The organism is Luxibacter massiliensis (assembly GCF_900604355.1).
GTDB lineage: Bacteria > Bacillota > Clostridia > Lachnospirales > Lachnospiraceae > Luxibacter > Luxibacter massiliensis.
Genome location: NZ_UWOE01000001.1, coordinates 150,287 through 164,581, shown reverse-complemented (window position 1 = coordinate 164,581; position 14,295 = coordinate 150,287). Strand labels below are relative to the sequence as shown.

Below are 14,295 nucleotides of genomic sequence, written 5' to 3'. Positions count from 1 at the left end.
TTCCTCCTTTATCCCAAGACTTCGTTTAACCTTACCTTCCGGTCCTCATATCTTGATTTTGTACATGCATCCGCTGTAGCAATGGCTGCCCTGGCCGCCTCGCCAGTCAGCAGCGGCCGAAATTCATCGTCTATTTCGCCTCCCTCCATTATTCCTTTAAAGTACTTCATTTCATTTTTCATAATGCTGTGGAGCCACATAGGTGGTTTTTTCCCAGGCTTTCCATACATTATGGCGCCATCCATCTCTGTTCCATGATAGATTCTGGTTCTGTCGTCATCTTCCTCCTGAGATTCATGTACAAGAAAATGTTCTTCCTTACCGTCAACCTTCAATGTACCCCCGCAATCACACATGTCAATACGGATGGCCCCTTTGGTCCCCTGGATCAAAACATAATGCTCTGGCCAGTGGAATGCAGACCCCCATTCCAGGACAGCATAACGGTTGTCGGGATACTCCATGTTTACAAACAACATGTCGTCTTCATCTCCGAATTCTTCACCCTGATGGGCAACATTCCCCCCTGTCATGGTGACTTTCTCAGGCATCCCGCCCATCAGGAACTGTACACAGTCCAGTTCATGGATATGGTGGTAGAGATGGCCCCCTGACTTTTCTCTTATCTTTTTCCAGGAAATGCTGGGTTGTGCCTCCTCCCATCCATTTCTCGCTGAATGGCAGTATAACACCTCCCCTATCACTCCATCATTGATCAACTTCTTGGCATGACGGACACCCCGGAAAAAATTCATTACATGTCCGGCCATAAATATCACGCCATGTTCCTGGCACGCCCTAACCATCTGATCACAATCCTGGTAACACAGCGCAATAGGTTTTTCACAGAAAACATTCACACCATGCTCTGCGGCTTTTATAACCGGCTCTTTGTGCAGATAATTAGGGGTGGCCACAATGACCGCATCCACATCCTCCCTGTCGTACAATGTGTTCAAATCTGTCTCCACATCACATCCTAACTCTCTTGCTACTTCTTCTCCATTTTCCGGGTCCAGAACCGCTGTAATCCGCCCTCCTTCCTCTTTTAATATCCGGCCAAGCTCTGCGCCAAAATAGCCTGTTCCCACAATTGCATATCCGATTGTTCCCATAAGTCAAATCCCTCCGAATCTATGTAATAAAATCTATTTTACTGCGCCTTCTGTCATTCCTCCTGCAATTTTCCCCTGTATAAGCATAAAGAAGATAACCGAAGGAACTACCACTAGAGTTGATGCTGCCATCATATCTCCCCAGTTTAATATTTCTGACCCCTGAAGCGATTTCAGGGCCACAGACACCGTCATTTTATCGGTGCTGTTTATGAGAATTAAAGAATATAAAAACTCATTCCATGCATTAATAAACGTATAGATAGCCGTTGCCACTACACCCGGCATAACAAGGGGCAATACAATTCTTGTAAAAGTCTGATACTTATTTGCCCCGTCTACCCTGGCCGCCTCTTCAATCCCTATGGGGACTGTTTTAAAGAAACCGACCAGCATCCAGACCGCATATGGCACGCTAAATGACAGATACACAATCACGAGTCCGCCCCGTGTATTGGTAAGTCCCAATTTTGCCATAACTAATGAATACGGAATTGCCAGCAAAATGGGGGGAAACATATAAGTGGCCACCAATGCCTTAGACATGATTGAACCCAGCTTTGGGAAAAAACGTACAATCCCATATGCCGCCATGGAAGAGATTACAATAGCAATACATGTGGTAGTAATTGCTATAACTATACTATTCCCTATATTTCCGGCAAACCCCAGGTCATTGATAACATGGGTAAAGTTCTCCAAAGTAAATTTCTCAGGCAGAAAACTTGTCGGATTTGCAATCAGGTCGCCCGATGATTTCACCGAGCAAAGCAGAATCCATACCAGGGGGAAGAATGCAATGAGCGATAAAATAATTAAATAGACGTGGCAAAGGCCATTTCCTAATTTACCCTTTTTACTTGCCATTACTTATCCTCCTTTTCCCATTTGCTGATAATTGTAAAGTATACAAAGCATACGATTAACAAAAATGCCAGCAGCAGCATCGTTACCGCTGATGATTTACCAAGCAGCTTCGTCCCCCACCCCATATTATAGGCATAAATCGGAACTGTTGTTGTGGCATTGGCCGGCCCGCCTCCAGTAAGCAGATATATTAAGTCAAAGTTATTGAATATCCAGATTGTACGCAGGACTACTAAAAGGCCGACTACTATCTTAATATGAGGAATGGTAATATGCCTAAACTGCTGGAGCCTGGACGCGCCGTCTATCTGTGCTGCCTCGTACTGATCCTGTGGTATAGTCTGCAGTGCTGACAGCACATTGACCATAATCATAGGTGCGCCGAACCAAACATTTATAAAAATTAAAGTTAAAAATACCAGGCTGTTGTCACTTAGAAATTGGGGGAGCTCACTGCAAATGCCAAGCTGTACTAGGAAATTGGGCAGAAATCCAGATACCCCATTTAAAATCCACTTCCATGACAACGCAATTACAATCGACGGAAATGCCCACGGAATAATCATCAATGTCCTGTAAATACCTTTGCCCAGTTTTACCCGGTTAATGGCCAGTGCAGATGTGAAGCCTATAAAAAGCTGACCGGCCAATGAAAATATAGTCCACCCTATTGAAGTCAAGAATGCTTTATAAAAATTAGGATCAGACAGGACTGCTTTGTAATTTGATAACCCAACAAATTCATAAGAAGCCTTAATTAAATGCTTTGTAGTTGTACTATAATACAGGCTTGAAAAAATGGGATATATCAGCAGCACCCCCACAATAACCAATGCAGGAAGTACAAAAACCCAGCGGGCATAGTCGAATTTCACTTTTCTTTTCACAATACTTTTCCGCCTTTCTTAATAAACAGGACTGCCCCCGGAATCCGTATTATACCCCGGCCCCGGCGGACAGTCCCTGGTAAAATCTCTCTATATATATCTTTTTATCCGGCCTACTGTACTGTGCTGAACAATTCATTCAGACTGTCTTCAGCCGCCTGGGCCGCTGTCTCTACATCTGTGCCATTTGTAATAATATCCTGGAACATACTTTCTATAATTCCCTGTGAAGTCAATAATCCTGCCTGTACGCTTGGCCCCTGCTCAAAGCCAATAGCAGCTCCCATGTCCATTGTCTTTGTAATTACATCCACTGCGTTAGAGAACTTCTGCACTGTCTCATTTTCCTGGTACTCTGGTGTGTCAGAAATGCCATCTATAGAAGGAAGCATGCCGACAGGAGTTGCCTCCAAAAATTTAATATATGTATCTTTCTCATATAATTTCTTAATAAATGCTTTACAGATCTCCGGATGTTCTGAATTTTGCCAGACAACCATCGGGATATTCGAAGTCTCTGCCCCATAATCAGGGTCATCTGCGTTAATTTTAGGAAGCGGCGCACAGTCAATCTGATCAACCAAATCAGGGGAATTTTCCTCCACCCCGCCAATCTGGAAGCCTGAATTAAAATCAAATGCCGTCTTTCCCTGATAGAACAGTGTAGCCTGATCCAATACAGCATAGTTCACAGAATCCTTTGGCGAACAATTCTTATAAATATCCAGCCAGTAATTAATCCCGTCAATTGCCAGGTCACTTGTCAAATCCGCCTTCAGATCCTCAGTAAGGAGGCTTCCCCCACCGCTTCTCACATAAAAATTCAGGAAACGCGTGCCCATCAAGTCATTGGAGCCACATGGGAAGGAACATCCATATATGCCATCTTTTGTCAATGTTTTGGCTGCCTCTGCAAATTCATCCCAGGTTTTAGGAACCTCCAATCCAGCTGCCTCAAGTAAATCCTTCCTGTACCACATTACCTGCGCGTGTGAATATAGAGGCAGTGAGTAGCAGACATCATCCTTCATCCCTTCTGCCAATGCCGTCTCTGAGAACTTTTCCCGTCCAATATCATCAATCAGGTCATCAACTGGGATAATGGCCTCTGCATCCATCATCTCAACCACATGCCCCGGAAGTGCAGTACTCATATCAGGTACATTCCCGGAGGCCAGTCCCGTAGTCCACTTAGTATAAAAATCTCCCCAGGAGAATGTCTCTATTGTAATATTTACGCCAGGATTCTCTTCCATAAACTGATCAGCCGTCTCCTGGATTACCTCCAGCCTAGGGCCCTGGGTAAAGGAATGCCAGAAAGTAATATCCCCTTCCATCTCCCCCGTATTTCCTGCTGTCTGAGTATCTGCCTGGCCCTTATCCTGACCGCCGCATCCCGCCAGCAATCCAGACACCAACACTGTGCTCATCAACAAAGCAACCAATTTTTTCCTCATATTTTACCTCCCTTGGTTAATATTGCCTGTTTCTTTTTTTACTTTGTAATAACGCCGTTATTATTTTGTTGATTATATTTTCATATTACAGGTTTTTTTTGTGTATTTCTACCGACCAAACGCTCAATAATAGCACTACGCTCTCATTATTTGGTAATAATGTTCACTTTTTCCAATTGAGACATGAAATGAAAGGATTAAAGTCTGCCCGGACTGTCCCATATTATAAAAAAAGAATACCAACCCCAATCAGGATTGGTATCATCTTCTTAAAAAACCGCTGTATTAGTTTCATATTTACAAATAAAAAACAATCACCCTTCTTTGGCCACCTTCCTGTACTGGTTCGGGGTAAAACCAAAAGCCGCCTTAAATTCCCGGATAAAATAATTTGTATCCTCATAACCCACATCGTATGCTATATCATTTATATTCTTATCACTCAGAAGGAGAGTCCTGGCTGCAGTGGTCAGCCGTATCTCCCTGACATATTCCATAGGGGTTTTCCCCATATAATCTTTAAACAGGCTGCTAAACCTTTGTTTGCTGAGGGATACCATATTCGCCATCTTTTCGGGAGTGTATTTTTCTACTGGGTGTAAAATAATATAATCCGCCACAACCTGCACCCTTGAGTCCATCTGACGGCCAATTTTCCACTCACCACTCTTTTGCTTATTGGGATCACGCTCTTCATTCTCCAGTCCGGATTCGTCTATCTCAACCTGCTCCCCCTTCAGAGATAAAGTGCCTATAAGCATTTCCAGGCAACCCCTGACAAAACATTTTCTGGCAATATGGTCTGATTTTACCCATTTATGTATTTCCTTAAAATAAGCATCTTCGCCACTATTATCTGTGATCCTCTTAATCCCGTAATATTTCCTTAAAACATCCTCACTTTCATATAACACCGACGTGGCAAACCGCACACTGTAAAATTCAAAAGTCTCTGTCAATGCGTGACAGGACATTCTGCATCCGTTAGGTATATACACTATCTGATCCTCCTGCACTAATACCTTCTCGCCATTAATACAGAATTCTGCCTTCCCTTTTACAATATACCGCAGTATATTGTAAGGTATTCTGGACTCCGGATAAACCCAGGTGGCTCCCATGGAATACAACTCTGCATATAAAAATACAAACCGTATTTTATCAATTGCAGGCACAGTATTTTTACTTCCTTCCTGCCGCTGCGGCGTCTCTTTCCCCTGCTTGATCAATAGATTCACATTCCTTCTCTTCCACCGGCACCCGCTTTGGATATACCGGCTGCATAAATCTTCCAGTTATTACTTTTTCATTTTAGCAGGAAAGGATAAGAAAAACCACACTTTTTTACGCTTTATTTACAGTCCCTAAAAGGCAGATAGATACGGACACATCCAGCAATGTATAAAAAAACCCCCGTCACGGAATACTGTATAAAAAAATATTTTTAGGGGTTGACATCTCAAAAATTAAGTGTTATATTACATATAGAACAAGAGGAACAAAAGAGAAAGTGTTCTGAAAGTTCACAAACAGATACCTGAGATTTACGCAGGCAGTGTAATAAAAATAAAATTTAAAGGAGAGATGACATATGATGTTACCAAGTATTTTTGGAGAGAATTTGTTTAATGATTGGATGGATTTTTCATTCCCAGATATTGAAAAGAAACTATATGGAAAGCGCGCAGGCCACGTGATGAAAACTGATATCAGAGAAAAAGAGGATTCCTATGAAATAGCGGTTGACCTGCCCGGGTTTAACAAAGATCAGGTAAAAGCTGAATTAAAAGATGGATGTCTGATCATCAGCGCAACTAAGGAACTCAATAAAGATGAGAAAGAAAATGATGGCAAATATATCAGGCAGGAGAGGTATTCAGGCAATATGAGCCGCAGTTTCTATGTAGGTGAGAATATTACAGAAGATGATATTCACGGAAAATTTGAAAACGGTATTCTGTTGCTGGATATTCCCAAGAAGGACGAAGCAAAACAGGTTGAGAAAAACCGTTATGTGACAATCGAAGGCTAATCCTTTAGGTACCCCGGGATATTCAATCCCGGGGATTACTTTTTATTTAGACTTTATTTTAAAAATTAGGTTAATAATGGCTGGTTAAACTTAGGGAGGTGAGAACAATGGCCGCGAAAAGAGATTACTATGAAATCCTCGGCATAGGGAAGAATGCAGGTATCCAGGAAATCAAAAAGGCATACAGAAAATTAGCGAAAAAGTATCATCCTGACACAAATGAAGGGAATTCCCAGGCCGAACAGAAATTTAAAGAAGTTACTGAAGCCTATACCATTTTGAGTGATCCCGAAAAGAAAAAACTTTACGACCGTTTTGGCCATGCCGCATTTGATGGAAGCATGTCTGGTGAAGAACCCAAAGATAACGGATACCATGGTTACAAAAAGTATTATTATCAGACAGGAAATACAGATGATATCTTTAAGGACATTTTCGGAGACATTTTCCACACAGATAATGCAGAAAGCTTTAGGACAGGAGAAAGCTTTTATGAAAATAACTTCTATGGAGGAAATACAGGCAGCCGCAATATGCGGCGTAAGGGTTCAAATGTAGAAGCCGAAATATCCGTAAGTTTCGAGGAGGCCGTATTTGGATGTGATAAAGTATTTGTATTGGATTCCCATGAAAGCGGCGGCAGGGAACAAAGGCTGCAAATTCATATTCCCGCCGGAATCGAAGACGGTAAATATGTCCGCCTGCGCCAGAAAGGCTCACCTGGAATAAACGGCGGAGAACCCGGCGACCTGCTTCTCAAGGTCAGAGTTGCTGCAAAAGAAGGAATTAAGCGCAAAGGAATGGATGTCTATACAACAATCGATATACCGTTTACAACCGCTGTCTTTGGGGGAGAAGTGGTGGTAAATACACTTTACGGCAACGTCCTCTGTAAAATATGGAGAGGAACACAGTCGGGCACGAAAATCCGGCTGAAGGGAAAGGGGATTGTCTCAACAAGAAACCCCAAACAATATGGAGACCAATATGTGACTGTACAAATCCAAGTCCCCCGGACACTCAGCCAGGAAGCAAAGGAAAAGCTAAAAGCCTATGAAGAGGCTGCCAACCAGGAAAAAATACAGGTATAAAAAGGATGGCCTTACATTGAGGCCACCCTTTCATATACCGTCTATAATCTTCTGCAGGAAGTCTTTAGCTGACATAACTTACGCCCGTACGTCAATAATATTGGCGCTGGAAGCAACCTGCTCTATCTGCTCCACTGCTTCAAGCATCTTATTCAATCCTTCGGCATTCATTTCAACAGTATCCATAGCTTTTTTAGCAATGGATGTACTCACTGCCATTCCCAGCCTGCTGCTTGCAAGACTCATACTCATTTCTGCGATATCCATGTAAATTCCTCCTGTCTGGCCCTCATTAGCAGACGAACATCTCTTCTCTACCATGGTGATATTTCTGGTGCTTAAGTATCTGGTAATATTATCGGCCATGTTTTATAAAAATATAAGCAGATTAGATAAATTTAAGCAGGTTTTTATTTACTGCGCTGCAGCCGGCCACGCCTGGCATGTCAATTTCCAGACATTATCCGGCCTGAATTGTATTCTTTGTATATTTTATCGTACATATCGGAAGCGTCTAAAGCTGCCTTGCGGGCAATATCGTATATCTTCTGGCTGTTGCTGTGCAGCACATGCACAACTTGGGGGCAAAGTTTCCCTTGACTGCACATATCTTCTAGAATATCAATAATTCTCTCCAGAGAAAATGGAGTTTTATAGCTTCTCTCTTCAGACAGGGCGCTGACAATATCTGCCACAGCTACTATGCGCTGGGGCATGGAAAGTTCTTCCTCGCCCAGGCCCCAGGGATAACCTTTGCCGTCTAGTGTCTCATGATGCCGCACAGCTATCTGCAGTACTTCATCACAAACTTTATTTTTTAAGATCTCATTGGTAATAACAACATGAGATTTCATAGTCTCCCACTCATCTCCTATCAGCTTTCCAGGGGATTCCAAAATATGGACAGGGATAGCTATTTTACCCAGATCATGCAGGGTAGCGCCTATATGTATCTTTTCCCGGACCTCAGAACTGAGCTGGCACAGTTGGGCAAGGGTATCGCTGACTTGTACCATGATAGCACAGTGCAGCGCAGTATAGTGACTGCGGAAGTCGATGGAGCTTACTAGGGTCTGAAGCAGGGCTTCTTTCTGTGCTTCAGTTATATCCATCTTTTTCAGAATTCCAAGCAGATCATTATGCGCTTTTTCCTGCACAACATACCCCTGTTCAATATGTGTGAAAATCAAACCGCGGACGGCTCCAATAGCATCAGGATCAAAACGGTTTGTATCCAGGCTGTCTATAAAACGGACTATCTCTTTTCCGGCAGACTTGGGATGGCTGATCTGATATAAATCTATCATATCAATAACCTGCATACATTTTGCAGTCCAGCAAAACTTGTCATCCATATTAGAATTGTCAATTTCATGCCTGCTGCAATGGTGATAAAGTATTATCTGGCTATACTCAGGAAAAGGACTAAAATACTTAAGAAACAGATAACCGTAACGGGCATGAGAAAACGAGTGGTCGAATTCGGTTTCCATTAAACTGCTTATATCTATTTTCTGAAAGCTACCAATATCATGAAGAAGTATCAGCCAAGTTATTTTACAGATTTCATGAAAGGAAAATCTGGGATCCTGTTCAAGCAGAAGCATCATATAGTATGCCACCCTCTCTCCATGGCCGGTAAGGCGCTCATCCATGCGGTTTAGAGCCGACACTATAATATCCATTAAATTTTCATGGGAAAGAAAGTTCATGCTATATTTACCTCACTTAAATATACTTTTTGGATCCTTCCAAACATAAATACAGATTTATTATATCATTTTACTTCCTGGTCTGTAAAGAAATCTATACTAATCCCCCAGCAACTAAAAATTTCAACCTTTTTTTCGACAAAAAATCAGTTTCAGCATTTTGTATAATTTCATTCTTCTGTTTTTATATATAATGCACATCACACTAAGAAAGCGCTGTGTTTCCGCCCCTTTATTCCGGCGTGCCTTTAAAGCTGCCGTTTCCGCCAGCCTTTGCACCTTGTATCTGCCTCCTGCTACCATTATGCCAGTTTCTCTACCTCCTCTGTAAACCGTTCTGCCGCCGTATGGTATCCATGAATACGGCGCGGGTAGTTGTTTATCCAGTCCTCAATACTCTGTACCTCCTCCTCTGTCTTTCCGTCAAAATCAGTCCCCTTTGGCACTTTCCGGCGCACCATTTTATTTGTTACCTCGTTTGTCCCTCTCTCCCAGCTGCTATACGGGTGGCAATAATATAGCTTAGTTCTGTTTCCCTCTCCCAGTACGGACTTTTCCAATGCCTCACAATATGCAAACTCGCTGCCGTTGTCTACGGTAATGGTCTTGAATACCTGTTTAAAAAGTCCTCCCCATTTCCTTTCTAACCTATCCACTGCGGCTACTACCGCCTCTGCTGTATGGTCTGGCAGTTTAAATATTATCTCGTCCCTCGTCTTTCGCTCTGTCAGCACCAGCAGAGTATTTTTAGACTTTCCGCGCTTTCCTATGACGCTATCCATTTCCCAGTGTCCAAATTCTTCCCTTTTGTCTATCTCCTCCGGGCGCTTCTCTATACTCTCTCCGGCGTTGGCTCTGGCCTGCTGTTTCTTTACTTTATGATAGCCCCGCTTTTTATTCTTCTTTACTGGTAAATCCTTATTTGTCAGCTTAAGGAAAATCCCCTTATCAATGTAACTGTAAAGCGTAGTAACGCATATTGTAGTTGAAAACTCCCCCTCTTTCCCCTGCGCTTTCAATTCTCCCAGAACGGCAGCCGGGCTGTAATCCTCGTTTACTATCTTATCCTCTATATAATTTGCATAGGCTATATCGTTGCCTATTTTAAGCTGTGTGCCGCGCACCTTTAAATTTTCCTCACAGCGTTTCTGTGCTATGTCCGGGCTATACCGTTCTTCCTCCGTCCAGTCACTATTACGGTGTATGTATCTGCCCCTCTTAATTTCGTTGTAAATCGTGCTGCGGTGTACGTGCAGCTGCGCGGCAATTTCGCTTTTGCTGTGCCCCGCTTTTAATAATGCTTCTATTTTTATCCTGTCAGCTTTTGTAAGCTGCCTGCTCCCTTTCTTATTTGCCATTCTGGTATCCCTCTCTTTGGTATATTTTTGCACGACAAAAGCCGCAGGCTCTTTTACAAGTCTGCGGCTCCCGTGGTCTTACTTACTTGCAGCATTTCCTACAAGGCGCGTATTTCTTTTTTGCTTGGCTTAATGGTATTGCTTTCGGGTTCTTCATCCCGGAACAATCAGGCTTAATATGGTACTTTTTACTGCTGCGGTCTACGTATACGACTGTTTCCCCGGCTGGCTCCTGTGCGCTCCCTCTCTGTTCGTCTACGATAATATCAAGCTCTATATTGCACCCAAACGTATGTACCCCCCCCCAGAAATTTCTAACAATTTTGCTTCATATCTGGCGTTTGGGTATTTATTTGCTAAATCTTTAGACAATTCCGCAGACAGATAGCCTAAAACCTTATCGCCCCATTTTACATACGCGGCAGGCTCTCCATTGTATACGGTTTTTTCTATCTGTATTTCCTCGTCCCCTGTCATTCTGCTTAAAATATCCTGTCTGCTTTCTCCGTCGTCGTTGCAGTACGTAACTCCTACTACTTTTGTCCTTATTGTCTCCGCAATCCTGCTACCGGATACCGGGCGCGCAGCCTCTCTTACTGGCTTTCCCGTCTCCGTTTCTTTATCTGCGCTCTTTTTGCCTAAAAAAGCGCATACTGCCGCAATCACAATGCAGCCCACGCCTCCGGCTATATTCCCAGACGGCAGCGCTACAATACCGCTTACGGCAAACAGCGCCGCAACTCCATAAAATACAATCTTTTTCTTTGCCATAATAAGCCCTCTCTTTCGCCTTTATTTCAATTCTAAAATTTCATCAGCAGAAGCGTTAAGCTCCCTGCATATCTTTGTAAATATTTCCAGTGTGGGGACGTGCGCCCCATTCTCCCAGCGGCTTATATCCTTTTGGTGGACTTGCAGGCGTTCCGCAAGTTCTTTTTGAGAAACGCCCGCCACTTTTCTTGCCTTTCTGATATTCTCGCCTATCATGTTTTCCCTCTTTTCTCTCGCGCTCTGATTATAAGCGCTACGCATAGCTTTATGGCTCCCGCAGTCACCAAAAAGATACCCAACTTTAAAATCATGCTCTTTACTCGGCTTTCCGTTTGTGGTATATTTTTTATAGGCGGCGGGCTTTCGCCCGCCTTGGTGCTTATTCTAACAGTTTTCCTATTATGATAAGTACCGTTCCTACGATTAAGTCTATCAGTGCATTGACCGCTAAATCTTGCCACTTGATAGGCTTTTTCTTATGTTTCTTTTTCTTACCCAACGTGCCGTTTCTCCTTTCCAGTGCTTTGCACTTATTTGTTTTGTCCTCCTCTCTATGTTCTTTATTATATACCAACTTTGGTATATTGTCAACGTGTTTTTGCACTTTCAGGCAAAAAATAAGGGCGTGCCGCCCTCTTATGAACGACACGCCCGCGCTTATGCCAGCTTAGTACAGTAATCCAGAGATACCCAGCCTGCGCCGCTTTTCAGCCTGCCCCAGCCTGCGGTGCTTCCCTGTCCGGCTTTCTCCTCTACAATCGTAAATACGCCTTTCCCGGTATATTCCCCGGTCTTTGCATAGTTCGTGCCCGCTCCTGTTCTGATATTCAAATCTGAAATATCTATTTTCACAGTATAAGGCACCGCTGCCGCTGGTTTCTGCGGCTCTGGTTCTGCCTCCTCGTTTTTCTTTCCTGCATATATATTGTAAAAGTTCTGGCCGTACTCTGCCCGCTTTTTCTGGACTGCTTCGCTCTGGTCTGCTGGTTTTTCGTATCCTAAAAGCACAGCGTCAGAGGCCGCCCGCACAGACGTTGCCGCCGTCAGCTTTTCCATAACAGACTTGTACCCCTGCAATTCCTGCCATAGAAAATCAAGCTGCGTATCCAGATTTCCGATAGACGCGCCCGCCGCCTTTGCATAGTCATATAAAGCCTGTTTCCGGCTGTAGTACGTCCACTGCGCCAGCCCGTAGCCTGCGCTGTCATGCACAAAATTAGTATAGCTGCCATTATCTACCGCAGCTGTATACTCCTCGTCACTCATTCCCAGCTTTGTACTGTAGGAATTTTGCAGGTTATTTGCTGCAAGCCCGCTTTCCGCGTACAGGTTCCCCATAAGCCCGGCAGCGGCATAAGCATTTAGCCCTTTTCCAGTCAGAAACTCCCAGATTGTGCTTTCTGTGTCTCCTCCGTCTGCCGTTCCGGTTTCGGCCGTTCCCGTCTCGCTCCCTGCAATCTTTATGCAGTAATCCAGAGATACCCAGCCTGCGCCGCTTTTCAGCCTGCCCCAGCCTGCGGTACTGCCCTGCCCGGCTTTCTCCTCTACAATCGTGAATACGCCTTTCCCGGTATATCCCCCAGTCTTGGCATAATTAGTGCCTGCTCCTACTCTTATGTTAAGGTCGTCAATTTCAACCTTTACTTTATATGAGCCTGCGCCCTGCGGGTTCTGCTGCGGCTCGGTAACTTCCGCTCCGCTAATCAGCCCTCTAAACTCGTCCCATTTGTGCGCCGTGGCGTTATAGACATACGGATTAGGGCAAATCTTCCCGGTAACATCATAATGCCGGATAACATGGGACGCAGGAACGCCGTACTTATCCATTAAGTACCTCGTAAGCTCCGCTGCCGCCCTTACGGTCGCGTCCTCAAAATACCAGTCTTTATCTTCCGCCCCCAGATGTGCCGTATTTTTCTTTCTTACGCACAGCTCAATACCTATGCTGTTTGTATTCCGGCACTCCGCATGTTTGTAGCTCTTTGCTCCACAATGCCATGCTATATCTTCGTCCGGTACGCTCTGCCATATTTCCCCGGAAAATCCAACGTAGTAATGCGCAGAAGCTCCTATATACTGCCCCGCGTAATACTGGCAGTTTGCCTTTGCTCCTCCCAACGCTCCGACATAGTGGATAACAATATATTTTATCCTGCCTGTATCGTTTGCGTCTGTAAAATTGTATGGTGTAAGCAGTTTATTTATCTGCATATTATACGCTCTCCTCTCCCCAAAAGCCCATTTCGTCTGCATTATGAGAATTTCTAAACTCCCGCAGCTCCTCTGGTGTCATTTTCGCCACCTTTTCCCGCAGGCTCTTAATTTCTTCCTGCGTCATTTCCTTGGTGCTTTCGCTTTTGATTTCCGCCATGCTATTACCTCACTTTTCTTCATTCAAAAAAGCGCCTGCGGTTTCCCGCAAGCGCCCGGTTCTTTGTCTTACTCCTCTGTGTCGTCCATTTCTACCTCTGTTTCCACCTCAACGCCGATATTGGCGCTGTCTGTCAGCCCCTCTCCGATTATGTAGGCCACCACAGAAGCCCCGGCCATAATCAGCGCCGTTACCTGTGTCGCGGTGTTCTCCGCTCCTCCCGTGGCTACAATCATCATTGATACAAAGGACGCTACCGCCGTCCACAGCTTTCTACTTGTCAGCTTTCTTACCCAGTTAATACCTTTCATGTTCTTTCAGTCCTTTCTTAAATATTCTGGGCTATCATATAGATAAGCCCCGTTGCCAGCGCGCCTACCACGATACCCACAACGGTATCAAGCGCCTTTTTCTTTAATTCTCTCCATGCGTCGCCCGGCTCCTCCTCTAACCGCTGGATACGCTTACTTTGCTCTTTCTGCTCTGCTAACATATCCTGCATTTGAATTACCAGCTTTTCAATAGAGGTCGTCAGCCTGTGGATTGCCTTTGTATCCTCCTCGATTAAGGCAATACGCTTGTTCTGCCTGTCGTCCTCGTCTCTAATCCGCTCCAATTCCACTACGAAAGCCTC

General features: G+C 44.2%; 16 protein-coding genes. 2 read left to right on the top strand and 14 right to left on the bottom strand.

Annotated features, from left to right (window positions below):
* Positions 1-8 precede the first annotated feature (8 nt).
* The 5 genes from EFA47_RS00890 to EFA47_RS00870 form a co-directional block, all read right to left on the bottom strand.
* Positions 9-1,115, bottom strand: coding sequence for a Gfo/Idh/MocA family protein (locus tag EFA47_RS00890; protein WP_122641593.1), 1,107 nt, complete (start codon positions 1,113-1,115; stop codon positions 9-11).
* 33 nt (positions 1,116-1,148) lie between these two features.
* Positions 1,149-1,982, bottom strand: a complete 834-nt coding sequence (locus tag EFA47_RS00885) for a carbohydrate ABC transporter permease (RefSeq protein WP_122641592.1) — start codon at positions 1,980-1,982, stop codon at positions 1,149-1,151.
* Positions 1,982-2,869, bottom strand: coding sequence for a carbohydrate ABC transporter permease (locus tag EFA47_RS00880; RefSeq protein WP_122641591.1), 888 nt, complete (start codon positions 2,867-2,869; stop codon positions 1,982-1,984). Before EFA47_RS00880 ends, EFA47_RS00885 begins: the two co-directional genes overlap by 1 nt.
* A 113-nt stretch (positions 2,870-2,982) precedes the next feature.
* Complete coding sequence (locus EFA47_RS00875; RefSeq protein WP_122641590.1) at positions 2,983-4,326, bottom strand: ABC transporter substrate-binding protein; 1,344 nt, start codon at positions 4,324-4,326, stop codon at positions 2,983-2,985.
* Positions 4,327-4,640: 314 nt separating this feature from the next.
* Positions 4,641-5,564, bottom strand: a complete 924-nt coding sequence (locus EFA47_RS00870; RefSeq protein ID WP_235853187.1) for an AraC family transcriptional regulator — start codon at positions 5,562-5,564, stop codon at positions 4,641-4,643.
* Between the two features lie 353 nt (positions 5,565-5,917).
* Here EFA47_RS00870 and EFA47_RS00865 point away from each other — a divergent pair, with 353 nt between their 5' ends.
* Together EFA47_RS00865 and EFA47_RS00860 are read left to right on the top strand one after the other, a co-directional pair.
* Entirely contained in the window at positions 5,918-6,358 is a 441-nt protein-coding gene (locus EFA47_RS00865; protein WP_122641589.1) for an Hsp20/alpha crystallin family protein, read from the top strand.
* A 107-nt stretch (positions 6,359-6,465) separates the two neighbouring features.
* A complete protein-coding gene (locus EFA47_RS00860) occupies positions 6,466-7,449 on the top strand; it encodes a DnaJ C-terminal domain-containing protein (protein WP_122641588.1) in 984 nt (327 codons plus the stop codon).
* A gap of 78 nt (positions 7,450-7,527) precedes the next feature.
* Here EFA47_RS00860 and EFA47_RS00855 read toward each other — a convergent pair whose 3' ends face one another.
* From EFA47_RS00855 to EFA47_RS00810, 9 genes are all read right to left on the bottom strand, one after another.
* Entirely contained in the window at positions 7,528-7,716 is a 189-nt protein-coding gene (locus EFA47_RS00855; protein ID WP_164689897.1) for a YjfB family protein, read from the bottom strand.
* 179 nt (positions 7,717-7,895) lie between these two features.
* Positions 7,896-9,134, bottom strand: a complete 1,239-nt coding sequence (locus EFA47_RS00850; protein ID WP_164689896.1) for an HD-GYP domain-containing protein — start codon at positions 9,132-9,134, stop codon at positions 7,896-7,898.
* A 329-nt stretch (positions 9,135-9,463) separates the two neighbouring features.
* Positions 9,464-10,519, bottom strand: a complete 1,056-nt coding sequence (locus tag EFA47_RS00840) for an IS30 family transposase (RefSeq protein WP_122641584.1) — start codon at positions 10,517-10,519, stop codon at positions 9,464-9,466.
* A 273-nt stretch (positions 10,520-10,792) separates the two neighbouring features.
* Positions 10,793-11,290 (bottom strand): hypothetical protein, encoded by a 498-nt coding sequence (locus EFA47_RS00835; RefSeq protein WP_122641583.1) that lies wholly within the window; start codon positions 11,288-11,290, stop codon positions 10,793-10,795.
* A gap of 21 nt (positions 11,291-11,311) precedes the next feature.
* Positions 11,312-11,551 (bottom strand): helix-turn-helix domain-containing protein, encoded by a 240-nt coding sequence (locus tag EFA47_RS00830; RefSeq protein WP_235853186.1) that lies wholly within the window; start codon positions 11,549-11,551, stop codon positions 11,312-11,314.
* Between the two features lie 396 nt (positions 11,552-11,947).
* Positions 11,948-13,501 (bottom strand): phage tail tip lysozyme, encoded by a 1,554-nt coding sequence (locus EFA47_RS00820; protein WP_122641581.1) that lies wholly within the window; start codon positions 13,499-13,501, stop codon positions 11,948-11,950.
* 1 nt (position 13,502) lies between these two features.
* A complete protein-coding gene (locus tag EFA47_RS19740; protein ID WP_164689895.1) occupies positions 13,503-13,661 on the bottom strand; it encodes a hypothetical protein in 159 nt (52 codons plus the stop codon).
* Positions 13,662-13,729: 68 nt separating this feature from the next.
* A complete protein-coding gene (locus EFA47_RS00815; RefSeq protein ID WP_122641580.1) occupies positions 13,730-13,972 on the bottom strand; it encodes a hypothetical protein in 243 nt (80 codons plus the stop codon).
* A gap of 17 nt (positions 13,973-13,989) precedes the next feature.
* Positions 13,990-14,283, bottom strand: a complete 294-nt coding sequence (locus EFA47_RS00810; protein WP_122641579.1) for a hypothetical protein — start codon at positions 14,281-14,283, stop codon at positions 13,990-13,992.
* Between the last annotated feature and the right edge of the window lie 12 nt (positions 14,284-14,295).